Here is a 25,908-nt window from a genome sequence, read left to right as displayed (position 1 = left end):
TGAAACCCAATCCTCCCTATGAACTTTTTTTCACAACACTTCTATTCCCCTTCCAGTTCGAGCAGGGACTCTCCTTCACTGACAAATCCGCCAACTTCCGCCTTGACAGATGTCACGGTCCCACTTTCCTCCGCTTGCACGGGTACTTCCATCTTCATCGACTCCAGCAGCACCACATCTTGTCCCGCTTGCACCTGATCTCCTTTGGCCACCAGCACCTGTAACACCGTTCCAGCCATCGTTGCCTGCACAGTTTTCATCTTGGGTTCACCTCTGGTTGGATTGAAGTTTGGTCAACAGTGCCGTATCATATTTCCCCCGGCGAAAATCTGGTTGCTCCAGAACCCGGAGCAGCAGAGGGAGATTGCATTGGATTCCCTCGATCCTAAAGGAAGAGAGCGCTTTCATACTTCGGGCCAAAGCTTCCTCCCGGTCCTTTCCCCATACGATGCACTTGGCGATCAGTGGATCATAAAATGGGGTGACCACCGATCCGGTTTCCACGCCAGCATCGACGCGAATCCCCTCCCCTTTTGGAGGGATGAAGTCTTTCAGAGTCCCCGGCGAGGGATAATAACGGTCAGGGTCTTCCGCATAGATGCGGTATTCCAAGGCATGGCCCTTGGACTCGATCCTCTCCTGTCCAAAGGGAAGGGGCTTCCCTTCCGCCACATCCAGTTGCAGAGCGACCAGATCCAACCCAGTCACCATTTCAGTGACGGGATGTTCCACCTGGAGGCGGGTGTTCATCTCCAGAAAGAAAAAGTTCTCCTCTGGATCTATCAGAAATTCCACCGTCCCCGCTCCTGTATATCCCACCGCTTTTGCCGCCTGGACAGCCGACCGGCAAAGAGCCTCCCTTGTTTCAGGCCGGATGGATGGAGAAGGACTCTCTTCCATCACTTTTTGGTTTCTGCGCTGGACAGAACATTCTCGCTCAAAGAGATGCCATGTATTTCCATTTGCATCAGCAAAAACCTGTACCTCCACGTGTCGCGGCGATTCAATAAAGCGCTCCATGAACAAGGTCCCATCCCCAAAGTAGGCCTGAGCGCGCCCTTGCGCGGAGATAAAGGCTTTTTCCAAATCCGCCTCGGAGAAGAGCCTTTCCATTCCGATCCCCCCACCGCCAGCACTGGCTTTCAGCATCACCGGGTAGCCGATCCGGGTCGCCTCCCGGGACGCTTCTGCCAGATCACGGATTCCAGCAGATCCCGGCACCACAGGAATCCCCGCTTCTTCCATCTGACGGCGTGCTGTCACTTTGTCTCCCATCCGGGCGATCACTCCCGGAGAGGGACCGACGAAAATCAAGCCGGCTTCCTGCACTCGCCTCGCAAATTCCGCATTTTCAGAGAGAATACCGTATCCCGGATGGATGGCATCTGCACCGGTATCCTCGGCGGCATCCAAAATGGCGTCCATTTGCAGGTAGCTCTGGGCCACCGGAGGCGGTCCGATGTTTACAGCTTCATCTGCTTCCCGGACAAAGGGCAAATCCCGATCCGCCTCGGAGTGAATGGCAACCGTCTGAATCCCTCGCTGCCGACAAGTTTTCAGAATCCGTCGGGCAATCTCGCCACGGTTGGCAATCAACAGTTTTTGGATGTTCATCTTTCACCTCACTGAAGATCTTCGATGATCCTGATTCTTTGCGTTTCTCTTCAACGTCTGCACACAAATACGGATCTCTCCACTCTTATTAAACAGAATGAGATCCATGTATAAGATATTCGGCAAAAACACCTCCCGATCCTGCCTGAAGAAGTCTGAATTTCACCTCTTGGAACGATTGGGCAAACTCTTCAGGCTCATGTATAATAAATAAAGGAGAGATGGAAAGGAGAGTCTGTTCGATGAATACACATCGAGTGGAACGGCTGAAGATCAATTATAAAACCCTAGAAGAGTTCCAAAAGTTCCGGGAATACGGAGTACAGGAACTCTCCATGCTGGAGGACCTCCAGGCGAACATCATCGAAAATGATAGTAACTCCCCTTTTTACGGTATTTATGAGGAAAATCAATTAGTTGCCCGGATCAGCCTTTACCGGATCGATGCCAAGTATGACCGGTATTTCAAACCGGCCCAAGATTACTACGAACTCTGGAAGTTGGAAGTGCTACCTCAATATCGAGAGCAAAATTACGGAACCGCTTTGGTCAATCACTCCAAGAGTTTCGGCTTGCCAGTCAAGACGAACGCCCGTTGCCGGTCAGATGAATTTTGGAGAAAGATGGGATTTCAGCCGGTCACCTACAATCCGGTGCGTGATCGCGGAGAAAATCCTTTCGTCTGGTTGCCGGCGGGAGTCGACTTGCAAGACTAGCATCTCTCCATACCATGATCAGACACACTCTAGAACAGGGCTGTTGATCAACCATAAAGAGGATGATGGGAACGCAACGATCCTTTCCCTCTTCCCATTGCCCCCCATCACAAAATATCGCTTGAGGGGACGGGGAGGGTGTGAGGGCTACGATCTCTTGCAAAAAACGCAAAGGCTCTTCACCCTCCCACCATCCCGACCTGATTTCCTACCTAAAATAAGGCTAATCAACACGCCTGACTCTCGAAGTATGACACAATGCTTTTAGAACAACCGATCTGGAATAAAAAGAGAAACCCGTTTTCAAAGAAGAACATGAACGGGTTTCTCTTTTTTTATTTGTCCATTCTTTCTAGGTTGCCATTAGCTTCCATGCGAAACCGGGCTTGCCCTCCTTCTTCATCCTCTTCCAAGATAGCCAGTTTCCGTGCTCGGTCCATGATCTGGATCAATGCTTTATAATCGTCATTGACCACCCGGTAGTCCGTCTGCACATGATTGAGTCGGCCTTTCATACTTTCATTTTCCTCGGACAGCCGGCGAATTCGGTCATCTTGCTCCTCAATCTCCTTTTCCAGGTCCCCCTGCCGCTTGCGCATTTCCAGAACCTCCGCCTTATGTTGGCGTAAAAAACGGATAATCGCGTCCAAGGAAGCCGTTTGATCCTGGTCCAGGTTCAGTTCCTCCGTCTTCACCCGATTCCGACTGCGGGCCGGATTCCCCTGTTTCTTCTTCTGCCGTTGGGATTTTGCGATTTGAATCGCCGCTTCATATTTTTTTCGCACCAAGCTGTTCCATCGGAAACCACAGGCGGCGGGAGTGCGTCCTAGCTTTTCCGCCACTTCTTCAAAAGCGTTCAGTTGGGTGCCACCTTCCCGAATATGGCGCAAGGTCACCTCCGCCAAAATCAGGTCGTCGTCTGGTGTCCATGCATCTTGCCTTTTGACTGCCATCAGACCAATACCCTCCAATCCTTGATCCACTGATAACGGCATACTGGGATGTCGTTCTATCTGTATGCGTTTGGTATAAATCGTAGTATATGTAACTACTAATTTTTATTACCCAAACCCCTTCTCCCTATACCTGCTGAACACTTCCAAAAAAAAGAGCCCTTGCGGGCTTTCATCTCAGAGGGTCTCATCAGTCAAAACCAAGCGTGTTAATTAGCCAGGTTGTGAGCGGGAAGATCTTGTTCACCCACGCGGCCATCCCACAAGGAAGTGGAGATGGTCAATACCGACATAATAAGAACGAAACGACCCTTTCGCTCTTCCCACTGCCCCCCATCGTAAAATACCGCTTGAGGGGGCGGGGAGGGTGGCCGGCTACGACTCTTGCAAAGAGTGTAAAGGCTCTTCACCCTCCCACCATCCCGACCTTGTTTTCTACCCAAAATACGGAAGAAACACAAGAATGAATGTTGTCCCTAAGGGGCATGTCTGATCCTTCCTTAGCTGAGTAAGCCGATGTGCTTCCATTTTTACCCGCATCGGATCGGATATGTATTCCTGACGGTTTCATGACACAAACTACCCATGACTTGATCCCTATTTTGCACAGGGTTATAATAAGTGATGATACGAACAACAGGAGTCGGGATCCGCCTGATGGCGTGAGTCACCCATCGGGAGAAAACAGAAGGCAGGCAAGGAGTGGACTGCAATGGACCGCATGTTTCGTGTTTTGGGATTTTGGTTGCTGCTGATCGGATTGATGTTCATGGCCGGAGAGATGACTAGTCTAGCAATTTTGTTCGGCCTGCAGGCGATCCTCTTTTTCGTTCTCGGCTACATGAAGTACACTGAACGTACTTATATGTTGCTTTTCGGAGGCTATATGATCCTCGCCTTCTCCGGGATCGTCTATTGGTCCTTCTTCCAGGTCGGCTGAACCCACAACTCACAAAAACGACTGCCTGACTGCATTTTGCAGAGGCAGTCGTTTTTTTTATTTCAGGTGACCCCCCGCAAACCCCTTTGAGGAACCGCCACTCCCTTGGATTGGATCAAAACCCGAAACGATTCTCCCATTCCACCGGGGAGAGCCAGTTGCCGAATCGCCCGGTTGTGGCGGGCTTCCGGACTGAAGGGATCCCGGGGGGTCTCCAACCACCGCTCCAGGATGCCTGCCGCTTGCAAAAACCGAGGTTGAGTAGTGTACATGCACTTGCGGAATCCCAATTTCTCCCCGTAATCCTGCATTACCGAAAAATTCACATGGGAGGTTATATCGGAGGTTCCCGGCTGGAAATAGAAGTTCTCATGAAGTTGATGGTTCCGATAACAACGGAGGGTACCGTTTTTTCGTTGGGGCTGGGATAACTCTTCCGTCGTCCCCCCATAATCGATAGTGATCAGATAACCGGTTTTCATCCAATCACTCACCGCTTCCAGCCAATCCAGAGCATCCAAGGGTACTTCCACCGTCCATCCTTCTGAAAGGTTCCAATCCAGATTGCGAAAATAGGCTAACAGAGGCGGATGACGAAGTGGCAGGGAGCACTCCATGAATCCCTCACGGTGTTCATCCCAGGTCACGTAGATCTCCTGAAGCTCTCCTCCCTTTCGTGTCACTCGATGCACAGGCAAGGCATCCAGGAACTCATTGGAATAAAGAATACAGGGGGCTCCCTCTGGAATCTCCGTCATCGCCTCCGCCCAGTAGACAGGTACCGGGGCATTTTGGAGCCGTTCTCGTTGCAGATTCTGGTGCAAAGGACTCGTCTCCACCAGCCACAGACTCTGTGGCAGCCTTTTCTCTTCCATCAGAGAAGCGAGGATACTCTCCGCCAAGCGGCCGTCCCCGCCTCCTACCTCCACCAAAGTCCAAGGGCAACCGGGAGAAAAAGAAGGCACCATTCCAGAGATGACCCGACCCAGTGTTTCGCCAAACACCTCTCCCAGCTGGGGACTGGTGTAAAAATCGCCCCTCTTTCCGACCTTCAAACCCTCTCGGCGGTAATACCCCCAGCGGGGGTGGTACAATGCCAGTTCCATATACCGACGAAAAGAAATCCGTTTTTCAGGATGGTCTTCCATCTCCTCGACAATCACCGCCAACAGTGGATCATCCAGCTGCGCCACCCCCTTAGGAGGAAAACAGATCCGTGCTCAAATAACGTTCCCCGGTATCCGGCGCCATGCAAATCACTCGTTTTCCCTGGCCGAGACGCCGAGCCACCTGAAGAGCAGCCCAGACCGAGGCACCAGAGGAAGGGCCCACTAGGATTCCCTCTAGCCGGGCGAGACGGCGAGTGGTTTCCGCCGCATCTTCGTCGGAGACATGCAGGATTTCATCGTAAACATCCTGGTTTAAGATCGGGGGAATAAAACCCGGACTGGTACCAGGGATTTGGTGAGGACCGGGCGCTCCGCCAGCCAAGACCGGTGAGCCCTCAGGTTCAACAACCGTGATATGGATCCCCGGATCATGCTTGCGTAATACTTCCCCGGTTCCAGTGATGGTTCCACCGGTTCCCGCCGTCGCCACAAAAGCATCCAGCTGTCCCCCCGTCTGCTCGATGATTTCCAGCCCTGTGGTCATCCGGTGCACTTCAGGATTAGCGCTGTTTTCAAATTGAAGAGGCATAAAGGAATTCGGAATCTCCTTCACCAAAGCCTCTGCCTTGCGGATCGCCCCCGGCATTCGCTCCCCGCCGGGGGTGAGCACCACTTCTGCTCCGTATGCCTTCAGAATCTGGATCCGTTCCCCACTCATCGTATCGGGCATCACCAGAATCGTCCGATAACCCTTGACCGCTCCCACCAACGCCAATCCGATCCCGGTATTGCCGCTGGTCGGCTCAATGATCGTCGCTCCCGGCTTCAGGAAGCCGGCTTCCTCCGCCCGGCAAATCATACGGAGAGCCGTCCGATCTTTCACACTTCCGCCGGGATTGAAGTATTCCAACTTCACCCATACCTGTGCATCTTCCGGACCGATCAAGCGACGGAGACGAACCAGCGGAGTCCCTCCGATCAGATCGGTGATCCGGTCCGCAGTGCCCAGAGTCTCCCCATGGGAGTTTACTTTTCCGTCGGTCCCGTCCACTCCAGCATGCCTCCCTTCAGGTTGAACAGTTGCTGGAATCCCTTTGCAGAGAGGACATGGGCGGCGATTACACTCCGACGTCCACTCCGGCAGATGAGGAGAATTTTTTGATCCTTGAACTCCTCCAACTCCCCGGCCCGTTCTTCCATCTCATCATAGGGAATGTGTCGGGCTCCAGGGAAATGCCCTGCTTGGTATTCTTCTTCTGTGCGGACATCCACCGGTATATATTGGAGCCGTTCCGCTTCCCCGGCTCGGCTCAGCTCCTCTGCATCTACGTCAGTATATCCCTTTCCCATACTTTCACCTCTTATTTTTTCAGTCTTAACCTATATGATAACACGACTTTGACTGGTCAGAAACTAAGGAAGCCCTGTCCTTCACCTGGACAAGGCTTCCAGTACATAATTCTCAATCTGGGCTTCATCCATCTGGCCCTTCACCATGCGCACCACTTTTCCATCTGAATCGATGAACAGACTGGTGGGAATCGGCCCGATCCGGTATTGATCTACCACTTTCCGTTCTTTATCAAAGACAATGGGAAAAGTTAGATCCAGCTGTCGGACAAAACCTTTCACCGTTAACTGGGATTCGGCGATGTTCACCCCTACCACTTCCAGACCCTTGTCCCGATGCTTTTCATAGACCTTTTGGATCGCCGGCATCTCGTCCCGACAAGGTTCACACCAGGTGGCCCAGAAGTTGAGGAGAACCGCCTGGCCCTGAAGCTCGCTCAATTTCATTTCCTTTCCATCCAAGGTTTGCAGTTGGAAATCCGGGGCTTCCATCCCCTCGTCCACCGTCTGCTGCTCGCCGTCATCTAGAGTCTTATAAATGGCAAGGGCCACCGCTCCCACCATGATCAACATCAGGGCCCGACGGACCCAATACCGTGTTTTCCGCTTCATTTTCCACATCACCTTCTGTCCGTCCGTTACCTGGTCTCAGGCCTGTTGATTAGCCATATTTTAGGCAGAGAGATTCTCAGAATCCGCTAAAACCTCCGAACAAATCAGTCAACCAAGCAATGATCAGGGTCATCTGATCGGTGTATAACAGAATTCCGAAAGCAACCATCAACCCTCCTCCCACTTTCATCATGGAGTTGGAGTACTTCAGGATCCAACGCGTGCGCCCCAGAAAGAAGGCCATGATGAAAAAGGGAATGGCAAAGCCGAGGGTGTAAGCCGTGATATAGGCAAATCCCGCTGAAGGGTTAGAAGCACTCATCAGCATAATAGCCCCCAAAATGGGACCATTGCACGGAGTCCACCCGGCAGCAAATCCGATCCCGATGAGCGTGGACCCCAAATATCCCCATCTTTTTCCGAACTGAAAACGCTTTTCCTTCATCATGAATTCCGGTTTGAAAATTCCCAGCAAAAACAGCCCCATCACCGCGATCAATACCCCACTCAGCATCCGGACCAGATCCCCGTATTCGCTGAAGAGTCTGCCCACCCAACTGGCAGTGAAACCGAGGGCGTAAAAGATGATGGAAAAGCCCAAGATAAAGAAAAGGGTATGGAGCATGGTCAACCGTCGCAGTTCCTTGGATTGACTCTCATCTCTGAGACGACTGACCGAAACTCCGGTGATATAGGAGATATAAGATGGATACAGCGGCAGGCAACAGGGGGAGATAAAAGAGAGAAATCCTGCCCCTACAGCCAGCCAGATACTCACGTCCGCCATTCGGACCCCCCCTCTCGGAACCCAACACTCAGGAAGTCAATTCCTTCATGATTTCTTCCAGCTGTTCTTCGGTCATCGTTCGCGTGATCTTATGAATGACCTGCCCTTTTTCATCCACAATGTAGGTCTGAGGGATGGCAAAGGCCATATATTTCTGACCCACCTTCCCCGTCTCGTCTAATAAAACAGGAAAGGTGAACTTCTCTTCCTTTAAATAGTCGATCATCTTGTCCTTGTTGTCCAGGCTAGTCAGGTTCACCATACGAAAATTCACCTGATCGCCATACTTTTCATAGGCCTTCTGCAGATAAGGCATCTCCATCTTACACGGCGGACACCAAGAGGCCCACAGATTGATCAGAGAGGGCTTTCCCTCATTTTTGGACAAGGTGACCTTGTCTCCGTCTAAGGTGTTTAGTGTGAAGTCAGGGGCTTGGAAGCCTTCTTCCGGTTGCTCTTCCCCTGCTGCCTTCGTGGTTTCACCTGAGGGCTCTTCCTTTGTGCCTTCGGTTTGCCTTTGCTCAACCGCCTCTTCCGTACCGTCATCCTTGTCGAGCCCCATCCAGATCGCACCGGCAATCGCTGCCAGAATCACGATCCCGATCAGGATGTCGCGCCAACGGTAACCCATACCATTCCCTCCTCAAAAATAATCGTAGCGGAGACGTTCTCCTCATTCCACCCCAGACCATTTTCTACTCAGTGGCCCTTGCTACCTTGTTCAGGAACGCTCCCTGCCCATTCTCCATCCCGCGACCCATCCGACCCCGGCCCATGCCACAAAAGCCCATTGTTCACCGGAAAGACCCCACAGCCCGGTGACAGGATAACGGTCGGCATAGGAGATGATCAACAATCCCACTCCCACAGCCGTCGCAATCCGGGCAAAGCTCTCGCCTTTCCGAAGCCGGCTTCGTCCCTGCCACATCCAGATCCCGACAGCCATCAGAACCGCCGCCCGGTAAAAATGGATCGGATGGTAAATCTGCTGGTATCCTTCCGGAGAGACTCCCCAGGGAAGCGTCGTGGGATCCCCCAGCCGGACAAAGAGAAGGGAGAGTCCCACCCCCGCCACCAGCGCCGTGACGGCCGCCGCATCCAACAACCGACGGTACCCGGCACTGGACTTACGGGCCACCCACACAAGAAATCCCCCCGCCGACAGCCAGGCTAACCACCGTCCCTTCTCTGTGCCAGACATATAAAGCAGAGACAAGGGGTGGTTCACAATGGATTGTGGATTCCACAACACCGGGCTCCATCTCCACAGGATATACCACAACAGTGCCGCCTGGACAAAGGGTTCCGACCATTTCACCTTGTTTTCCATGGAATCCCGCTCCAACAGGGTCGCCACTTTGCCACCGATGGCAATGCAAGCCCACAAGGCCAACCACTTGACTGGGATCAGAATGGAACCCCAAGGCAGGACATCAGTTGTCAACATCGGATTCCCCCTGGTAAGGACAACATTCCCCGCTCCTCATCGACCATCCCGAGGGATGACTACAGTATATCCCCTATCTTAACATCCAGTGTCGTCTCTCCCATCCCATTGTAACCACCACTTGTGGTGTTTCTGTGAAAAACGCCTATGGGATGAGGTCAGACCAGCCATAGGCGACAATCACTTTCTATTATATTATGAGAGCAAAGGAAACGGGGAGGCTCCCTTCATCATGATCCAGGATCTCATCCAATGGTCTGCTTCCTTTGGCGGATGGGGCGTATTCGTCGCGCTCTTGTTCAGCATTCTCTTCAATATTCTAGGGGTGATTCCCGGTGCTGTAGTCACCGGGGTTTTTGTATTGCTCTGGGGTCCTCTGGCGGGTGGCAGTCTCGCCTGGCTGGGAGAAGTATTGGGCTCCGGAATTGCCTTTCTCCTCTTGCGTCGTGGGTACCGAGGAGGAACCGGTAAGGATTCTCCTGACTGGCGCTGGGTTCGCTCTCTGAATCACTGGCCTCGAAGGCGGCAATTCCTCTCCCTTCTCTCTGCCCGTCTTCTCCCCTTCGTCCCTGCCGGCGCCATCAATATACTCGGTGCCCTGACCTGCATTCGGTTCGGGGATTACCTTCTGGCCACCGCTCTCGGCAAACTTCCCTCCACCGCTCTGGAGGTTCTCATCGCTCATGACTTGATCCAAATCCGTGAGCATAGCCTGCGGCTGGGATTGGTGTTGGTGGTATTAATCGGGGTCTGGTGGACCTGGAGGAGAAGATGAATAATCATATGGAATATGAGGGGTCTACTCGCACTGAGGATATGGTTGTGTATGGAATCCCTCTTCTCCCATCTGAAAAATGACCTCCGAAGAAACTAGCCAAGCTATCGAGGAATACATTACCTTCTACAGCAAAGTAGGTTTCCAGAAAAAAACAGACGACCTTTTCCCTATAGAACATCGGGAAAAGGTCGCTACATTTTTCATTGCTACTCTACGGATTTACTTTGTGTTCCGGCTCTTAACTCCATGATTGATCAATCTCACTCAGGAGATTCGCAAATAAAGCAACCCGCTTCGATAGGTGATCTATCAATATATGCTCTTCTTTTGCATGAGGGCCTACACCTGCAGCACCAAGGCCATCCAATGTTGGTATACCCAAGGCGGCAGCAAAACTTCCATCGCTTCCCCCTCCTACAGACGCTTCTTGAACCTCGTATCCAAATTTACTGCCACAGTTTTTAGCAATTGCAAACAGTTTTTCGGTTTGTTCTGTTTTTTCCATGCTGGGGCGCACGATACCGCCTTCAATATGAATTGTCGCTTTATCATTATATGGTTTTAGGGACTCTATGATTTCCTTTATTCTGTTAGCTTCTTGCATGCTTTTTACACGCACATCTATGTCCAACTCTGCTTGATCGGCGACAACATTGACTCCCGTACCCCCTTTTATCCTGCCGGCATTTACGGTTGTCCCCAGTGAATAATCTGTCAATCCGTCCAGGAACCTGACTTGATTCGCCAGCTCCACAATGGCATTCACGCCATCTTCAGGGTTATTTCCGGCATGTGCTGCTTTTCCTGATGCATGAATTTTATAGCGAAGGATCCCTTTTCTTTCTGTCTTCAAAGCATTGGTATAGGAAGCGGACGCTTCAGGAACAAGGACGACATCACTTTTTTTCGCTTCATATTCTATGATTTTACGCGAATGCGGTGAGGCTACTCCTTCATGATCACTATTGCAGAAAAATACAACTTTTTTATTTTTTAATGGTATATCCAATTCCTTCAATGCCTTCAACGCCCAAATTGCAATGACAAGCCCTCCTTTCATATCCAGAATCCCCGGACCAAATGCCTTATTTCCGTCCACATAATAGGAAAGTTCGCCTTGATCCCATACGGTATCGTAATGGCAAGTAATTAGAATCTGCGAGTCACTTTCGCCAAATTGATAACGCAGATGATTCCCAAATTTATCATCTTCATATATCTTCGGTTGTGCATTCAAATGGTCAGCAAACAGTTTTTGAATCTCTTCTCTGCACAGATCAGCAAATTTTTTTTCCAAAGTAGGTGATTCCTTTTTTACCAATCTTTCAATATCATACAAAATTTCCGAATCACGGCCTTTAATCCATTGATATATTTCATTCATGTTCCCATCACTCCAGTGTTTAAATATAGCCTATTCAAATAGTGAATCATCCTGTTCGTAAAATGACTCTAATTTCAGGAGCCTTTTACTAATTTCCTTCTGCTTTTTTTGTCTTACACCGACAATTAACACATTTAGTAAGCTAATCACAGGCGAAATACCGTTGTAACCACTCTCATCACGGTTCGTCTTTGTCAATAAGCTTACATCCGCTAAACGGCTAATCGGAGCCAATTCGGAGTCAGTAATGGCAATTACCTTACAGCCTCCCGTTTTTGCTTTGCTCGTAATCGTATACGTATCCTTCCGGTACCTCGGAAAAGAGATCGCTACAATCACTGTTTTGTCTGTTACTCTCAACAATTCCTGGTAGGCATTTTTTTGATCGACTAATTGGATCGATGGGAGCATCAATCCTAATGTAGCCGCAAACCAATAAGCTGCAGCATAGGCAGTATGGTGGCCAACCACCAATACTTTTTCAGCATTACCTATGAATTCGGTAGCTTTTTCAAGATCCTCTACTTGCAGTTGTTTTATTGTTTCTTGTAGGATAGCGATATCTTTTTTTATAATATCGGCGTATACTTTTTTATCTCCATCTACATCCCCACTCTCCTCATCATCCCCTTGAGAATTACCAGACAAGATCTCACGTTGTATCGCTTTTTGCATTTGCGAGAACCCATTAAAACCCAGCGCATAAGCAAAGCGTATAATTGTTGTTTCACTTACTCCAATCTTCTTTTGCAATTGAACAGTTGTACTGTAGCTGGCTTCTTCCAAGGAATTCAGCATAAACTTCGCTACACGCTGTTTCCCGGATGATAATTCATCATAATGTAATTTAACCAGCTCTTCGAATGATGGGCCGCTCATCGAGTACCATCCTTTACATTTAGACTCATTTCACCTTATGATAACCAATTTTATCATGGGTGTCATATGGCTTTTTAGAATGGCCCATATCCGGTGGCTACCGCAATCATTACAAAAATTATTGAAATCACTGACCATATGACTACAAGTGGGAAAATGAATCTGATCCATTTCGTAAACGGAATGCCGCCAATAGCGAGTACCGCCATTAACACTCCGGAAAAAGGGGTAATCATGTTGGTAATGCCATCACCCAATTTAAAAGCAACCACTGCTGTTTGTCTTGTAAGATGAAGCATATCAGCCAAAGGGGTCATTAATGGCATAACAATAGCAGCCTGACCACTTCCAGAAGGAACAAGAATATTGAAAAAGAGATTGAACAGAAACATCGCGATCGCTCCCAACATGGGAGTTAAGTGACTTAAGGGAATGAAAACCATATTGACGATCGTATCCAGAACAAGTCCATTTTCCATCAAAATAATAATCGCTCGGGCCAACCCTATAATTAGCGCCCCATACAAAATATTTTTGGCACCCTTCATGAATGTCTTCACGAACAAATTAGGGCTGATTCTGGCAATGATGGCGCTTCCAATTGCATTGATTAAAAATATAGCCGCTAGTTCGTTGACACCCCACTCCCATGTTAGAGAACCATAAACAAATATGCCTATGCATAAAAAGAAGAAAACAATAATCAGTTTATGTGTCAGTGAAAAAGGTGGCTCTTTATCTGTTTCGTCATTTACTGTCTGGTCGGCGAATCTTCGGCTTCCCATAAGGCTTTTGGATGGGTCATCAGAGATTTTTTTAACATACCTTACTACATAAATAATCGTAGAAATGATGAGCGCTATGAAAATGTAAACCCGAAACATGGCCCCTGAAAACAAAGGAAGACCGGCTATTTCCTGAGCAACCCCTAGAATGATTGGGTCAAACACCGCAGCGGCGCCCCCGGCAAAATATCCTAAATAAACAATAGCCACACCTGCTATAGCATCCAAATTTAATGCTTTTGCAAATATAATCCCTAGCGGTATAAAAGCAATAACGGCGTTAGCGCTTACACCGACTGTAGAGATAATGCCAAATATTAAGCTAACAACTCCAATAAGCAAGTATTTATTGTCGCGTGTTTTATCAACCAGGACACGGATTCCTGAGTTGATGGTACCAGGTTGTTCAATTACCGCAATAGCACCTCCCATAATCAGAACCAAAAAAATCAAATTTGCTGATTCGACAAGTCCTTCATGTATAGATAAAAACACATCCATAAACCCTAAAGATTCGGATTCAACTTGGGAGTAGCTCCCAGGTACTACAGTCCCGTTTTCCGTTTTGTCAAATTGGCCTGACGGGATAATATAACTGGCCAGCCAGACTAGGATCAGCATAACAAATAAGATCACAAAGGCATCTGGCATTGAGAATTTATGTTTCTCTTTCATATAAACACTTCCTTCCTTTTTGGATGAATCAAATACTTCATAATTGATAAACACGAAGTATTTGATTCATTAAAGAAACACTAACATACTCGCATTGTTTAGACAAGTATAATTTGTCATACATAGCTTGAGACCTTGACGAGGGTGCAGGTTTATCATCCCATTGTTGGACCTACCGCGTCTTTATGTCCCTTCAGACAGCTTTGATCTATTCATAATGAGAGACGGGATGATAGGGTAGCTCCGATCTCTCCTCCTATTTTCCTTCTCCTCTCCAAAAAACAGGTTGCCGAGAATTTCCCGACAACCTGTAGGTCCACTACGTTTTTTTCTTATGGGATTCATTTGTTCACCTGCGATCCACCTTCAGCCATGGACTTCCACCGACGCCTCTTGATGGTAGAGAGCGTACACCTGGGCTGCTTTTTCCTTGACCCGATCCACCAACTCCGGTGGTGACAGCACTTCGGCATCTCCGCCCCAGGTCATAATCCAGTTGACGAGACCTTCGCTGACGGTGGCAGTGGTATGGATGATAAAGGTTTCATCATCTGCTCTGGTGAGGGGGACATCCTTTCCGAAACGATCGATGATCACATTGATCAGTTTGTTGTGAAAGCGAATCTTCACCTGCATCTCCTCACCGGAAAACATGTGAAACACCTTGTTTATGTACTCCGCTACATTGACGTTGGGCATTTTGAAGGGCTTCGTCGTCAAGCTTACTTCATTCATCCGGTCCACCCGATAATGCTTGATTTTTCCGTCCAGAACAAACTTCCCCACCAGATAATAGTAATCCTGTTTCCAGACAAGAAAGTAGGGTTCTACCTCATAGAAATTCCCGTTCCGCCCCCATTCAATCTCCTTCATCACATTATACCGGCCGTATTTAAAACGCAGGATCTTCCGCTCAAAGATCGCATTGTGAATCTTGTCCAGCGCGTACCGCAGGTTGCGACTCTCACTGCGGATCGTATGATCCAGGTAGATCTCATTCTGCAACTGTTTCGCTTGATGGCGACTGGTAAGGGTTTTCAGTTTATCTATTAGTCGCTTGGAATCTTCCCGGCAGATAAACCGAGCCGACACCACGGCGTCGATCAACATTCTCAGCTCGTGCAATTCAAACAGACGATTCTGGTAACTGTACAGTTTCTTTCCTTGCTTTCCGTCATTTTCGATCAGATCAAAGCCATGATCCTTTAAAGTTTCCAAATCCCCTCTCAACGCCTTGCGGCCCACTCCGAAATCAGGGCCGAATTCCGTTTTTAGTCTCTGTTCCAGCTCTTTGAGACTCAACTGATGCTCTTCATCCGTTTCTCGATCCAATATCTCCTTCAACTTGAGTAATCGTGCTTTATTGTTGGCTTCCATCCCCGTCGCCTCCTCCAGTTCTTTTTACCTGTATTTATTTATTCGGAGGAGATCCATTCTTTCAGTTCATTCAAAAACCGGCAACCTTTGGGTTGCCAGTTAAAGGATGTGTCACTGCGTCACTGGTGTCATCGCCGGATTTGACTCCGGCACCTCCTGATACATTCCCGCCATCGTGGTTTGAGCACTTTGGGAGGCAGGTTCCAGCGGATAATATCCCTTTTGAACCATCCATTGCCACACATCATATGCATGACGACAGCTCATCCGGAAGGCGTCTTCCAAAAATGAGCGAAGCTCCGGATGGGACATTTCCATGGCTGCCCAAGCATATTCCCTGCCCGCCCGTTTCAAGGTTAATAGATAGGCTGTGGCAATCTCCCGGTCATTAAACTGCGGCACCTGGGTTCGGGGCATCACCGGTTGAACGGCGGTAGGAGATTGTGTAAAGGATTGAAGCACAGGGTTTAAATCCGGTACGGGAAACTCCTTCGTAGGACCTTGGGCGTTTTTCAGATATTCCGTCTTGATGTTGTAATCCCGGATATGGTAGGGGAAGTGCCGTTGAATCATCTCCCGCAGTCCCGGGTCCTGGGCTTGGGCCAGAAAGCAACCCATGTTGGTAATAGAATTGACACAGCTCATCGTCAGTTCATGCAGATCGTGTATTTCATGTCCTGCCAGTTGCATCCAATCGTCCTCCTATATGGGTGGTTAGGTGTAGCTTGTGCTGAGGAAAAATTCTCATTCATTCCCGGTTACCCAGGTGAAGTGGGACCGCCTCCTAGACGGGAGAGGATGGGAGAGTCCCTTGACATTTACCCATATGACACCTATAGTCGATAACGAATCTCATTATCAAATATGGGGTGATCCTTGTGTTTATCATGTTGAGAAAAATGGTTGTAACAGAGGGATATGCGGACCAAGTGACGGAAAAATTCAGCAAGGAAGGCCTGATGGAACAACAAGAAGGCTTTATCGATCTAACGATTATGAAACAAAAAGCCAGACGTGGCCAAGAAGTAGTTGTGATCATGATCCGTTGGGAATCGGAAGCCCACTGGAAACAATGGGAAAAAAGTCCCCTTACAACTGCACCGCTCACCTTGTAATCTCCATGATCAACTATCCCCAGGACTCGCCTGAGGTGACTCGCAATTGAGAGATCATTCTCTTATGAAGTACCCTAGACGAGAAAAAGAAGAGACATCTAGAAAAAACTTCAAGTGTGTTACAAATCGAGCAAAATATGATAAATCTTCCTTGAGTTCCACTTTAGATACCGAATAATCTCCTGGATAATTTCAGTGATTAATATGGTCTGCTGCATCTCTGTGTCATCTTGTTGCGCATTCACAAAGTGAAGTTCAATTTCAGCATGAATTCACCTCCGATCCTTAAACAGTAAAAAAACAGATGCTATTAGATAAAGCGCATACATTGACTCGATCTCGTATAATTTGATTATAAATAAAAGCCTACCATTATAAAACGCAAGCGTGTCAAGTTTTCCCGTAAATTCCCAGCGAATAGATCTGCGTGCCAATGCTAAAACGCTTCTCGTACCGCATGTCGGGGGACACGTTGATACCCCTTATTACAGCGGACACGATACATGCATGGATTTAATTCTGCCGATGGGGACACTACGGACAAACAGGACTCCCTGTTTTCGGCTTTTTTTCAGACATTATAAAAACCCCTGCCATCGCAAGGGTTTGAAATGGTGGAGCATAGCGGGCTCGAACCGCTGACCTCTACACTGCCAGTGTAGCGCTCTCCCAGCTGAGCTAATGCCCCGTATTCTATATCGTCTTGACAACATCTTATATTATACCGAAAAAGCAGCGTTTGTCAAAGGATTTTTTCTTATTCTAAGTCGCCACCACAAACCACCATGTCCTCCTTCCCTCCTTGAGTAAGATCTGCATTGGTCTAAGCTATTCCACAAAGAAGCTAACCGGATTCACGATTCACACAACGGATCAAAAAAGAGGTTAAAGCATTAAGGATGCATATAAACGCCTGAAGTTTCTTTCAAGCGTTTATATTGTTCTCGTATTTCGTTTATTTGTTACTATAGACAACCGAAAATGGAGATCTATCCACAGTTGTAATCATCGGTTGATCTTTAGTGATAATGAGGGTGTGCTCGTGTTGTGCGCACCAGCTATCATCGGGAACGGATAACGTCCATCCATCGGGACCTTCATCTACAAACTGTGCTTCAGTGGTTAAAAAAGGTTCCACAGCGATCACTAAGCCTTCCTCTAATACACGCTGATCATTCGGATCATAAAAAGGCAATATATCATCAGGTTTCTCATGCAGGGCTTTCCCGACTCCGTGACTACTACACAAATTCATAATTACCTTGTAGCCACTTTTCCGAGCTTCACTTTGAATAATCCTTCCAATCTCATTCATCTTCACACCCTGTCTTAGTTGAGAGATGACCTTCATCAGGGTATCCTGTGTCCGTAAACAGAGACGCGTTAAAGAAGGACCAACCATAGGTATCTGAAAAGACTGACCTGCATCGGCAAAGTAACCATTTAACTCAGCGGAGACATCAATATTTATTAAATCGCCTTCTTGGATCTTCCGATTTCCTGGTACTCCATGAGCGACTTCATGGTTAATGCTAATGCAAGTGTTTCCAGGAAAATTATAAGTAGACTGAGGTGCAGAAACCGCTCCATGTCTTCTTAAAAACTGCCCTCCAATCTCATCTAGTTCTTGGGTTGTCATTCCTACACGTGTTTGACGTTTCATTTCACTGATTGTTAACGCAACAATTCTGCCAACTTCCTTGAGTCCGTCCACATCATTTTTGCTCTCAACTGTCATAGTTTAAACCTTCTTCTTAATTCCGATTGATATCTCTTTGTACAATATACCCTCTATTCCAAGCCGCCAATCACAAAAGGGTTGGTATCCTGTTCCCTCCCGACGGTGGTGACGGGACCATGACCAGAATAGACCACCGTCTCTTCAGGCAGTTCCATGATGACCTGATCGATCGTCTGCATCAAGGTCTTGTAATCCCCGCCTGGAAGATCTGTCCTTCCGATGGATCCGGAAAAGAGAACATCACCGCTGAAGATGAAGTTTTCAGCACGATAGCTGACACTACCTGGAGAATGCCCCGGAGTGTGAAACACGGAAAAGGTTTCGCCCAGCAACGTCAGTTGCTCCCCACCTTCTACTGCTTTTTCGGCAGGACGACAGCGTACTTCCTCTACTGGAAACAGAGTGGATCCGTTCAGCTCCGGTTCCAGCAGCCACTCTGCCTCCTGCGGATGAACATAGACCGGTGCACCCGTAGCAGCACGCACTTCTTCCAAGCCTCCGATATGGTCAAAGTGGGCATGGGTTAACAGGATCGCCTCGATATTCAGATTCAGGGTCTGGATCCGTCTGACCACTTCTTCCGCCCCGGTCCCGGGATCGATCACCAGACCGGATTCCCCCTTTTCTTTATAAACCAGGTAACAGTTAGTCATCACCGGTCCCAAAACAAAACTTTCCACCTGCATGTTCTTCTCCCTCCTCGCCGAGTCTTTTTTCCTTTGCAAAGAATAGACCCCTTGCCGGATCATACATGCTTTTCCCTTCCTTCGGTAACAATATGGCTAACCACCAACCGTGGAAAGGGAGGTAGCCATGATACGAATTATGACCTTGGCTTTGGTCTTTGGACTTTTGATGGGCTGTCAACCGGCGAACAAACCCCCTGCCAACGAATCGGCACCAGCGCCGGGGATGCCTCAAACACAACGGGTGAAACAGACCGCTCCTGAGCCCCGGCATAGCCAAAATAATCAGGCCGTCGCCCGTCGCTTGGTAACGATCGCCAACCGGATGCCCCAGGTGGAAGGAGCGACTGCTCTGGTTGTCGGTGGATATACCATCGTGGGTCTCGATCTGGATCCGACTTTGGATCGCGCTCGATCCTCGACAGTGAAATACTCCGTCGCTGAAGCTTTGGAAGACGATCCTCAAGGGGCCAATGCCTTGGTAACCGCAGACCCAGATTTGGTGCAACGTATCCGCGAACTCTCCGATGATGTCAAAAAAGGACGCCCCCTCACCGGGCTGACAGATGAGTTAGCGGAGATCGCCGGACGGATCGCTCCCCAGCCATCCAAGGAAACTCGCAAGCGGGAAGAAACCCCTTCTCGAACGGATCAGGAAAGACAAAACCAAACCCGGAATCCCAAACCCGCCCGACAACAGAATCCCTGAACTTTGACCGACGGCGGACAGCCGTCGGTTTTCCATAGTATCCTTGCTCAGTCGCAAAGCAACAATCCTTCACTAGGCGCTGGCTGGTCCGAATCATCAGGAAAGAATCCTCACTCTGTGGATGACTTCCCTGGCGGTTGAAAGTCTCCCCCATATCGGGGCTCTGCTTCGATACTGGCGAGAAGATGTTCCACCTGAAGCCGGTCCAGGCGAAGGTGATGCTCTTCCCCTTCCCGGCGATATGCCACTTGGTATCCATCCTCTTCCCGTTCCACACGGATCTCTTCAACCCCGTGGTCCTCCGTCAGAATCTGATAAAAAAAGCGGGCAGTATCCTCTGCCGACCGATCCTGGGGCCTGGCTTCCCAAACCACCTGAATCTGCAGCCAATTCAGCAGCGCTTCTTTCAGATTCAAAAGCGTCTTCCCCTTTCCTCATGGACTCCCGTTTTCTCAGCCGGTTATTGATCGGCTTTCTTTTCCCGGTTTCCCATCCACATCCGAATTCGGGCTAATAAAATCATAATCAGAGTGACCCCAAGAATTTGGATGATCGGAAACCGAAGGATAAACATGACCCAAAACATGACACAGCCCACAGCCAACACCAGATAAACCAGCACAGATTTGAGGATCGGTAATTCTCTGGCAAAGGCTACCTTGTATACGATAGCAGTCATGATCAGGATGATCAGATAGGAGAGTAAAGGTTGGCTTCGCAACCATGTCAACCACTCTTCCACTCCGGCTCCCCTCCTTCCTCAGACTGTTTTTTATTGCTGTAATTGATGAAGGAAGCGAATCTCCTCGGCATATTCTTCTTCTTTTTCCACAGGTGTCTCCAATATTACAGGCAGTCCCTGAAACGATTCGCAACGAAGAAATCGGGCCAGCCCTTCGGAACCGATCTCACCTTTTCCGATCTGGGCATGCCGGTCTTTGCGGGAGTTGTAAGGCACCTTGCTGTCATTGAAGTGGATCGCTACCAATGCCTCCAGATACCCTGTCTCCTTCATTTGGTCCACCAGTTGGTCGAAAGAATCCGGCTTCCAGGCTCCTGAGGCAAATCCATGACAGGTGTCAAAACAGAATCCAATCTTCTCTGGGTGATTCGTCGCTTCTCGGATGCGAACCAATTCATCGACGGCCAGCCCCAGTTCACTCCCCTGACCGGCAGTGTTCTCCAGCAGGAGGAGGCATTTTCCTTCGTACTCTGCCAAAATCTCATTCAGGGTTTCCACCATGCGCCGGGTTCCAGACTCCACTCCCTCCCCCACATGTTTCCCACAGTGAACTACTGCGCCCACCGCGCCGTATGTATCTGCGATGTGGAGATCTTCTTTGATGGAACGCACTGTCACCTCGTGCAAATCTTCCTTGGGCGTGGATAGGTTGGTGATGTAGGGAGTATGAGCCACCAGAGTGATCCCGTGTTCCCGACAAAACTGAACCCCTTTTTCGGCATCTGCGTAGTTCACTTTTTTCGGTCGCAGGGCCCGGGGATTTTTTGTAAACACCTGAAAGGCTCCTGCCCCCAGTTCATCAGCTCGTTTACAAGCCTTAAAAAATCCCTTGGCTACACTGACATGACATCCCAGTTGCATGTGAAATCCCTCCGTGACATTCCTGTCCAGCCGGGCTTAAATATTAAAGAAGCGCCTCTTACAGGCGCCTCATCAACCTTCTTCATCATACCATTTTGTCCCTCATCGCCGCAACAAAGCCGACTCACGCCTCTACCAACAAGCCTGCTAGCCGATCGACTTTGTCGGTGATGATGGCGTCAACATCCAGTTGGATCAGTCTGTCCATCATCCGGGCCTGATTAACCGTGAAGGGGCGAAGGGACAACCCTTGCTCCCGGCACCCCTGTACCAGCTCCTCTGTCACTGTAGGCCAATAGGGGTGAAGGGAGGTCGCTCCCATCCAGGCGGCGTAATTCCATGGCTCGATCAGATGAGCCATATACAGCAGGGCGATATCCGCGTCGGGTTGTTTCTCCTTGATTCGCCGTAGACTGTAGTGATTAAAGGAGGAGAAGACCGTCTTCTGAGCCAGGTCGTATTGGGAAATCAGTTCCAGCACCTTCTCCTCCAATCCAGGATAAGGAAACTTATTGTTCTTTAACTCAATGTTCAACCACAGGTTTCGATCTGCCACCAACTCCAGCACCTCATGGAGCAGGGGAATCTTCTCCCCGGCAAATTCTTTTGCAAAGCGGCTACCCGCATCCAAACGGCGGAGCTCCTCCAGGGTCAGCTTCCGTACCTTTCCCTCGCCGTCGGTCGTTCGATTCACGGTTTCATCGTGAATCACCACGACCTCCCCGTCTTTGGTCAAGTGCACATCCAACTCCAACCCGTCCGCCCCGGCCTGCGCCGCCTCTCGAAAGGCCGCCATGGTGTTTTCTGGAGCCACAGAAGAAAATCCACGATGAGCAAAAATACGTATGGAGTCCATATATAGTCCCTTCTTGTTAAAAAGCTTTCCGAATCTACTTGGGTTACAGGCTGCATTGGCGTCCTTGAATCGCGCCTTCAATCAGCTGCAAACGTTGTGTCCATTCCAGACCCGCCTGTCTTAGCCTTCCACCCGATTGCTGAGAGATCCGATCCCCTCGATCTTCACTTGAATCTCATCTCCAGGCAACAACGGCGACACCCCACTCGGCGTGCCGGTCAGGATCACATCCCCTGGCTCCAGAGGAAAAACGGCAGAGATCGCTTCCACCAGAACCGGTACAGAAAAAATCATGTCTTTCGTCTGCCCATCCTGACGGACCTCCCCGTTCACCGTCAGACGAATACCGAGGTTGGAAGGATCCAGATCGGTTTCGATCCAAGGTCCCAGGGGTTTAAAGCTGTCGAAGGATTTGGCTCGGGTGTATTGTCCATCCTTTTCCTGCAGGACCCGGTTGGAAACATCGTTTCCGCAAGTATAACCGAAGATATATTCCATTGCACGGTCCTGAGGAATTTGTTTGCCTTTTTTGCCGATCACCACCGCCAGCTCCGCCTCATGGTCAATCCGGTCTTTCCGGTTGGGCAACCGGATGCTCTCTCCCGGACCGATCACCGCCGTTGGTGATGCGAGGAACATCAGGGGCTCTTCAGGAACCGGTTTTCCCCCTTCGGCGGCATGAGACACATAGTTACGACCGATCAAAATCAGCTTGTTGGGCTTCAGCGGGCTCAACAACCGAATTTCATGCCAGGGAATCTCTTCCTCACAGATCGTGAAAGATCCGAACAAACTCCCTTTCAGGGGTTGGATACGCTCCCCTTGTAAAATGCCGTATCCGATTTCCCCTTCCTTTTCATAACGAAGAATTTTCAACGTCAGTTCCCCCTCAATGTATAAGGAGGCGTCCCTGCCGGTTGGCATGGACGCCCCTGATGGATAGAGAATGGATCATTTCATTTGCCTGTCAAATTGCATCGCTAATTGGGCGAGAGTCCGGACTGCCACACCGGTGGAGCCTTTGGGATGAATGCCCTTCTCTTGGTTCGATTCCGCCGTTCCAGCAATATCCAGATGAACCCAAGGGGTCTTCTCTGCGAAATGTTTCAGGAACATCCCGCCCTGGATGGAGCCAGCAGGGCCACCCCCTTCATTTTTCAGATCAGCCACTTCACTTTTCAGGTATTCCTCGTACTCTTCAAACAAAGGTAGTTCCCACATCTTTTCCCCAGCCACCCGAGCGGCAGCCTTCACCTCTTCTGCCCATTTCTCATCATTGGTCATCAGACCGGTGGTGATGTATCCCAGAGCCGTAACCACCGCACCGGTCAAGGTGGCCACATTGACCAAGGAAGTGGCTCCCAAGCGACGAGCATAAGCTAGTCCGTCTGCCAAGATCAGCCGGCCTTCTGCGTCGGTGTGATGGATTTCGATCGTCTTCCCACTGAAAGAAGAGATGACATCCCCCGGTCGGTAACCGTTGCCGTTGATCATATTTTCACAGGTGGGAATAACGGCGGTCACGTTGCAATGAGGCTTCAAAGCCCCGATGGCCTCCATCGCTCCCAACACAGCGGCAGCACCGGCCATATCCCCCTTCATGTCTCCCATGCCCCGTCCCGGTTTCACCTGGATGCCGCCAGAGTCAAAAGTGACTCCTTTGCCCACCCAGCCGAGAATCTCCTTGGACTCCGGAGCTCCCCGGTAATGGAGCACAATCATGCGCGGTACCTCCGCGCTGGCTTTGGAAACGGAGAGAAGTGCATCCATACCCAACTCATTCAGCTTTTGTTCATCTAAAACTTCTGCCTCAATCCCATGTCGATTCGCGATTTCCAAGGCCCGCTCCGCCAGGATGGAGGGGGTCAATTTATTAGCCGGTTCATAGGTAAGATCCCGGGCGGTGTTGGTGGCGGCGGCAAAGACACGCCCCCGTTCAATACCCGCTTCAAATGCGGAATCGGTCACCCCTGGCATCACCAACCAGACCGTTTCAAGAGCTCTCTCCTGCTCTTGTTTCTGTTTATATCCCTGATAGCGATAAACGCCCAACTCAAAACCTTCCACCACGGCTTGCACCAAATCAGCCGGATTCCAGCGATTGTTCAATGTCGGGGAACAGGCGACGGTCAGCTGTTTAACCCCAGCGGCTCGCGCTTTGCGTGAGGCGATGGCCATCCCGTTTCTCATCTTGTCCAAGTCGAGCTTGCTGCACTTGCCCAGCCCCAGCACCAAGAGGCGTTTGGCAGGGATTTTCCCCCAATTGTGAACAAGTGTCACTTCTCCGTATTTCCCAGAGATCTCCCCTTCTGTCACCAGTCCAGAAATCCGGTGATCCAGGGCTGCATCCACCTCTTGGGTGCAACCCTGCAAGGAGTCTTCTCCCTCGGTATGGACCACCAGCAAACAGTCCGTAACCAACGTTGCCAAAGCTTCCTTGGTCACTTTCCACTCCATTAGGAATCCCTCCCGCATCTTTATTTATTTCGCGGATTCAATCATAGTAAAAAAGTGTATCTTCGATAAGAAGACACACTTTTTTCTTCGACAAGGACCTATAAGGCTCCTCTTTATTGAATTGTTTTATTTTTTTACAACGCTTCTAACATCATCATTTCTCGGCGAAGTTCCCGCAGACGGGATTTGCACTGTTCCACCCGGTGGGGATTGTTTTCAACCATCGCCTCATGCAACAGGGCCAGCTCGTAATCCAACTCAAGACGAAGGACAGGGATCCGTTTTTCCGGCTCCCGACAACGATAGGCCTTGATCACATCTTCCATGGTCACGCTGCACCCCTTTTTAGGTTGGTATTTGTTTGAATTTCCCACCACCCGGGCTGATGGGAGCTTCACCGATGTCCAACATTTGGCATCCGTTGATTCTGGCTACAGGATGCCCCCTTCCCTTTGGAAATAAACCCATCTCCCTTATTGAATATTTTTTCTAATCAATTTACGCAATCGAACCGATTAGGGGCACGGTATTCGCACACGCTTGCCAACCTTTGGTTTCGTGTTCATTATGTTAATATAAATGGGACAATGGGTGGCGAAAGGATGGATTCAAAATGAAAGGATTTGAGGACAGGGATTTCGAGGTGTTCACCATCGACGGATTGGAACCCCGGATGGAAGGATTGAAAGAGAGGATTCGCCCCAAACTGGCGTCGATTGGAGAGACTCTCGCTCCCTATCTCACCCGTCGGACCGGGGAAGAGATGTTCATCCATGTGGCCAAACATGCCCGACGGACCGTACATCCTCCCGATGAAACTTGGGTCGCTTGGTCCCCGCAAAAAAGAGGGTATAAATCCCAACCCCACTTTCAGCTGGGAATCCGGGAGAGCGAACTCTTTGCTATGTTTGCGCTGATCTATGAGTATCCCGCCAAACCGGAATTTGCTCAAAACCTTTTGCAACAACTGGATGAAATTCTGCCCCATCTCCCCTCAGATTTTGTCCTTTCCCGCGATCACACCCGCCCCGAGGTTCACCCTCTGAGCAAACTGGGGCGGGAAGGGTTAACAGCGGCGCTGGAGCGACTCCAGAGCGTAAAAAAAGCCGAATTTCTTTGTGGCCGGGTATGGAGCCGAGAGGATCCGAGGATACATGACCCCTCCCAATTGGAAGCGATGATCCGGGAAACCTTTGTTTCTCTGGAACCTCTATACCGCCTGGCTCGCCTCTCCCATTAGGGGGATTTATGAAAAGCGGCTACCCTTCGGTTGGACAAGCAGGGTTTGTCCCGAAAGTGGGTTGAAGTATTGGAGAAAGGGTGGTTTCACATCGA

29 protein-coding genes, 1 tRNA gene and 1 pseudogene are annotated in these 25,908 nt (G+C 49.6%); 6 read left to right on the top strand and 25 right to left on the bottom strand.

Translation table 11 applies throughout. The features are described 5' to 3' along the window. Positions 1-41 precede the first annotated feature (41 nt). Together JOD24_RS04730 and JOD24_RS04725 are read right to left on the bottom strand one after the other, a co-directional pair. Complete coding sequence (locus JOD24_RS04730) at positions 42-260, bottom strand: acetyl-CoA carboxylase biotin carboxyl carrier protein subunit (RefSeq protein WP_380164081.1); 219 nt, start codon at positions 258-260, stop codon at positions 42-44. A gap of 7 nt (positions 261-267) precedes the next feature. Next, positions 268-1,608: an acetyl-CoA carboxylase biotin carboxylase subunit gene (locus tag JOD24_RS04725; protein WP_380164243.1), complete on the bottom strand. Its 1,341-nt coding sequence runs from the start codon at positions 1,606-1,608 to the stop codon at positions 268-270. A 248-nt stretch (positions 1,609-1,856) separates the two neighbouring features. Between JOD24_RS04725 and JOD24_RS04720 the strand changes: the two genes are divergently transcribed. Beyond that, complete coding sequence (locus tag JOD24_RS04720; RefSeq protein WP_380164083.1) at positions 1,857-2,330, top strand: N-acetyltransferase; 474 nt, start codon at positions 1,857-1,859, stop codon at positions 2,328-2,330. Positions 2,331-2,665: 335 nt separating this feature from the next. On the opposite strand, the gene JOD24_RS04715 is transcribed toward JOD24_RS04720, so the two are convergent. Beyond that, positions 2,666-3,283 carry an RsfA family transcriptional regulator gene (locus tag JOD24_RS04715; protein WP_429246428.1) on the bottom strand — a complete coding sequence of 206 codons (618 nt, stop codon included), beginning with the start codon at positions 3,281-3,283 and terminating at the stop codon, positions 2,666-2,668. Positions 3,284-3,995: 712 nt separating this feature from the next. Here JOD24_RS04715 and JOD24_RS04710 point away from each other — a divergent pair. Then, a complete protein-coding gene (locus tag JOD24_RS04710) occupies positions 3,996-4,223 on the top strand; it encodes a DUF2626 family protein (protein WP_380164087.1) in 228 nt (75 codons plus the stop codon). Positions 4,224-4,285: 62 nt separating this feature from the next. Here the strand turns inward: JOD24_RS04710 and JOD24_RS04705 are convergent, their stop codons facing one another. The 7 genes from JOD24_RS04705 to JOD24_RS04675 all read right to left on the bottom strand — a co-directional run bounded on the left by JOD24_RS04705 (position 4,286) and on the right by JOD24_RS04675 (position 9,528). Further along, a complete protein-coding gene (locus tag JOD24_RS04705) occupies positions 4,286-5,416 on the bottom strand; it encodes a class I SAM-dependent methyltransferase (protein ID WP_380164089.1) in 1,131 nt (376 codons plus the stop codon). A 4-nt stretch (positions 5,417-5,420) separates the two neighbouring features. Beyond that, entirely contained in the window at positions 5,421-6,383 is a 963-nt protein-coding gene (gene cysK / locus JOD24_RS04700; RefSeq protein ID WP_380164091.1) for a cysteine synthase A, read from the bottom strand. Continuing rightward, complete coding sequence (locus tag JOD24_RS04695) at positions 6,359-6,682, bottom strand: rhodanese-like domain-containing protein (protein WP_380164093.1); 324 nt, start codon at positions 6,680-6,682, stop codon at positions 6,359-6,361. Before JOD24_RS04695 ends, cysK begins: the two co-directional genes overlap by 25 nt. An 81-nt stretch (positions 6,683-6,763) precedes the next feature. Then, the gene (resA, locus tag JOD24_RS04690) at positions 6,764-7,294 is read right to left on the bottom strand and encodes a thiol-disulfide oxidoreductase ResA (protein ID WP_429246427.1); all 531 of its coding nucleotides are present in this window, start codon (positions 7,292-7,294) and stop codon (positions 6,764-6,766) included. Positions 7,295-7,370: 76 nt separating this feature from the next. After that, positions 7,371-8,081 carry a cytochrome c biogenesis CcdA family protein gene (locus JOD24_RS04685; protein WP_429246426.1) on the bottom strand — a complete coding sequence of 237 codons (711 nt, stop codon included), beginning with the start codon at positions 8,079-8,081 and terminating at the stop codon, positions 7,371-7,373. A 28-nt stretch (positions 8,082-8,109) separates the two neighbouring features. Then, positions 8,110-8,712, bottom strand: a complete 603-nt coding sequence (locus tag JOD24_RS04680) for a TlpA family protein disulfide reductase (RefSeq protein ID WP_380164099.1) — start codon at positions 8,710-8,712, stop codon at positions 8,110-8,112. A 90-nt stretch (positions 8,713-8,802) separates the two neighbouring features. Further along, on the bottom strand, positions 8,803-9,528 hold the full coding sequence (locus tag JOD24_RS04675) for a hypothetical protein (RefSeq protein ID WP_380164101.1): 726 nt from the start codon (positions 9,526-9,528) through the stop codon (positions 8,803-8,805). Positions 9,529-9,760: 232 nt separating this feature from the next. Here JOD24_RS04675 and JOD24_RS04670 point away from each other — a divergent pair, with 232 nt between their 5' ends. Continuing rightward, positions 9,761-10,303: a TVP38/TMEM64 family protein gene (locus JOD24_RS04670; RefSeq protein WP_380164103.1), complete on the top strand. Its 543-nt coding sequence runs from the start codon at positions 9,761-9,763 to the stop codon at positions 10,301-10,303. A gap of 241 nt (positions 10,304-10,544) precedes the next feature. Here the strand turns inward: JOD24_RS04670 and JOD24_RS04665 are convergent, their stop codons facing one another. The 5 genes from JOD24_RS04665 to JOD24_RS04645 form a co-directional block, all read right to left on the bottom strand. Continuing rightward, positions 10,545-11,690, bottom strand: a complete 1,146-nt coding sequence (locus JOD24_RS04665) for a M20 family metallopeptidase (protein WP_380164105.1) — start codon at positions 11,688-11,690, stop codon at positions 10,545-10,547. A 30-nt stretch (positions 11,691-11,720) separates the two neighbouring features. After that, positions 11,721-12,569, bottom strand: coding sequence for a MurR/RpiR family transcriptional regulator (locus tag JOD24_RS04660; RefSeq protein ID WP_380164107.1), 849 nt, complete (start codon positions 12,567-12,569; stop codon positions 11,721-11,723). A gap of 74 nt (positions 12,570-12,643) precedes the next feature. Then, on the bottom strand, positions 12,644-14,029 hold the full coding sequence (locus JOD24_RS04655; RefSeq protein WP_429246425.1) for a YfcC family protein: 1,386 nt from the start codon (positions 14,027-14,029) through the stop codon (positions 12,644-12,646). A 366-nt stretch (positions 14,030-14,395) separates the two neighbouring features. Beyond that, positions 14,396-15,406, bottom strand: a complete 1,011-nt coding sequence (locus JOD24_RS04650; RefSeq protein ID WP_380164111.1) for a helix-turn-helix transcriptional regulator — start codon at positions 15,404-15,406, stop codon at positions 14,396-14,398. Positions 15,407-15,517: 111 nt separating this feature from the next. Next, complete coding sequence (locus JOD24_RS04645; RefSeq protein ID WP_429246424.1) at positions 15,518-16,096, bottom strand: spore coat protein; 579 nt, start codon at positions 16,094-16,096, stop codon at positions 15,518-15,520. Positions 16,097-16,284: 188 nt separating this feature from the next. Here JOD24_RS04645 and JOD24_RS04640 point away from each other — a divergent pair. Next, positions 16,285-16,491: pseudogene (locus tag JOD24_RS04640) on the top strand (antibiotic biosynthesis monooxygenase family protein); the annotation flags it as partial. Positions 16,492-17,133: 642 nt separating this feature from the next. Here JOD24_RS04640 and JOD24_RS04635 read toward each other — a convergent pair. From JOD24_RS04635 to JOD24_RS04625, 3 genes are all read right to left on the bottom strand, one after another. Continuing rightward, positions 17,134-17,209: transfer RNA gene (locus JOD24_RS04635), tRNA-Ala, on the bottom strand. Between the two features lie 267 nt (positions 17,210-17,476). After that, complete coding sequence (gene map / locus JOD24_RS04630; protein ID WP_429246423.1) at positions 17,477-18,259, bottom strand: type I methionyl aminopeptidase; 783 nt, start codon at positions 18,257-18,259, stop codon at positions 17,477-17,479. Positions 18,260-18,312: 53 nt separating this feature from the next. Next, a complete protein-coding gene (locus tag JOD24_RS04625; RefSeq protein WP_429246422.1) occupies positions 18,313-18,948 on the bottom strand; it encodes an MBL fold metallo-hydrolase in 636 nt (211 codons plus the stop codon). 127 nt (positions 18,949-19,075) lie between these two features. On the opposite strand from JOD24_RS04625, the gene JOD24_RS04620 reads away from it, so the two are divergent. Further along, positions 19,076-19,657: a YhcN/YlaJ family sporulation lipoprotein gene (locus JOD24_RS04620; RefSeq protein WP_380164117.1), complete on the top strand. Its 582-nt coding sequence runs from the start codon at positions 19,076-19,078 to the stop codon at positions 19,655-19,657. A gap of 110 nt (positions 19,658-19,767) precedes the next feature. On the opposite strand, the gene JOD24_RS04615 is transcribed toward JOD24_RS04620, so the two are convergent. From JOD24_RS04615 to JOD24_RS04585, 7 genes are all read right to left on the bottom strand, one after another. Continuing rightward, positions 19,768-20,073: a hypothetical protein gene (locus JOD24_RS04615; RefSeq protein ID WP_380164119.1), complete on the bottom strand. Its 306-nt coding sequence runs from the start codon at positions 20,071-20,073 to the stop codon at positions 19,768-19,770. A 44-nt stretch (positions 20,074-20,117) separates the two neighbouring features. Next, complete coding sequence (locus JOD24_RS04610) at positions 20,118-20,399, bottom strand: YlaH-like family protein (RefSeq protein WP_380164121.1); 282 nt, start codon at positions 20,397-20,399, stop codon at positions 20,118-20,120. Positions 20,400-20,429: 30 nt separating this feature from the next. Then, positions 20,430-21,260 carry a deoxyribonuclease IV gene (locus tag JOD24_RS04605; RefSeq protein WP_429246421.1) on the bottom strand — a complete coding sequence of 277 codons (831 nt, stop codon included), beginning with the start codon at positions 21,258-21,260 and terminating at the stop codon, positions 20,430-20,432. 124 nt (positions 21,261-21,384) lie between these two features. Next, entirely contained in the window at positions 21,385-22,116 is a 732-nt protein-coding gene (locus JOD24_RS04600) for a glycerophosphodiester phosphodiesterase (protein WP_380164125.1), read from the bottom strand. Positions 22,117-22,236: 120 nt separating this feature from the next. Further along, positions 22,237-22,992 (bottom strand): fumarylacetoacetate hydrolase family protein, encoded by a 756-nt coding sequence (locus JOD24_RS04595; RefSeq protein WP_380164127.1) that lies wholly within the window; start codon positions 22,990-22,992, stop codon positions 22,237-22,239. A gap of 75 nt (positions 22,993-23,067) precedes the next feature. After that, positions 23,068-24,573 (bottom strand): leucyl aminopeptidase, encoded by a 1,506-nt coding sequence (locus JOD24_RS04590; RefSeq protein WP_380164129.1) that lies wholly within the window; start codon positions 24,571-24,573, stop codon positions 23,068-23,070. Positions 24,574-24,707: 134 nt separating this feature from the next. Next, positions 24,708-24,899 carry a hypothetical protein gene (locus JOD24_RS04585; RefSeq protein ID WP_380164131.1) on the bottom strand — a complete coding sequence of 64 codons (192 nt, stop codon included), beginning with the start codon at positions 24,897-24,899 and terminating at the stop codon, positions 24,708-24,710. Positions 24,900-25,186: 287 nt separating this feature from the next. On the opposite strand from JOD24_RS04585, the gene JOD24_RS04580 reads away from it, so the two are divergent. Then, positions 25,187-25,813 (top strand): YktB family protein, encoded by a 627-nt coding sequence (locus tag JOD24_RS04580; protein WP_380164133.1) that lies wholly within the window; start codon positions 25,187-25,189, stop codon positions 25,811-25,813. The last annotated feature ends 95 nt before the right edge of the window (positions 25,814-25,908 follow it).

Source organism: Kroppenstedtia sanguinis (genome assembly GCF_050433445.1).
Classification (GTDB): domain Bacteria; phylum Bacillota; class Bacilli; order Thermoactinomycetales; family DSM-45169; genus Kroppenstedtia; species Kroppenstedtia sanguinis.
Note: the sequence above shows the minus strand (reverse complement) of the source record. Positions and strands in the feature narration are given on the sequence as shown.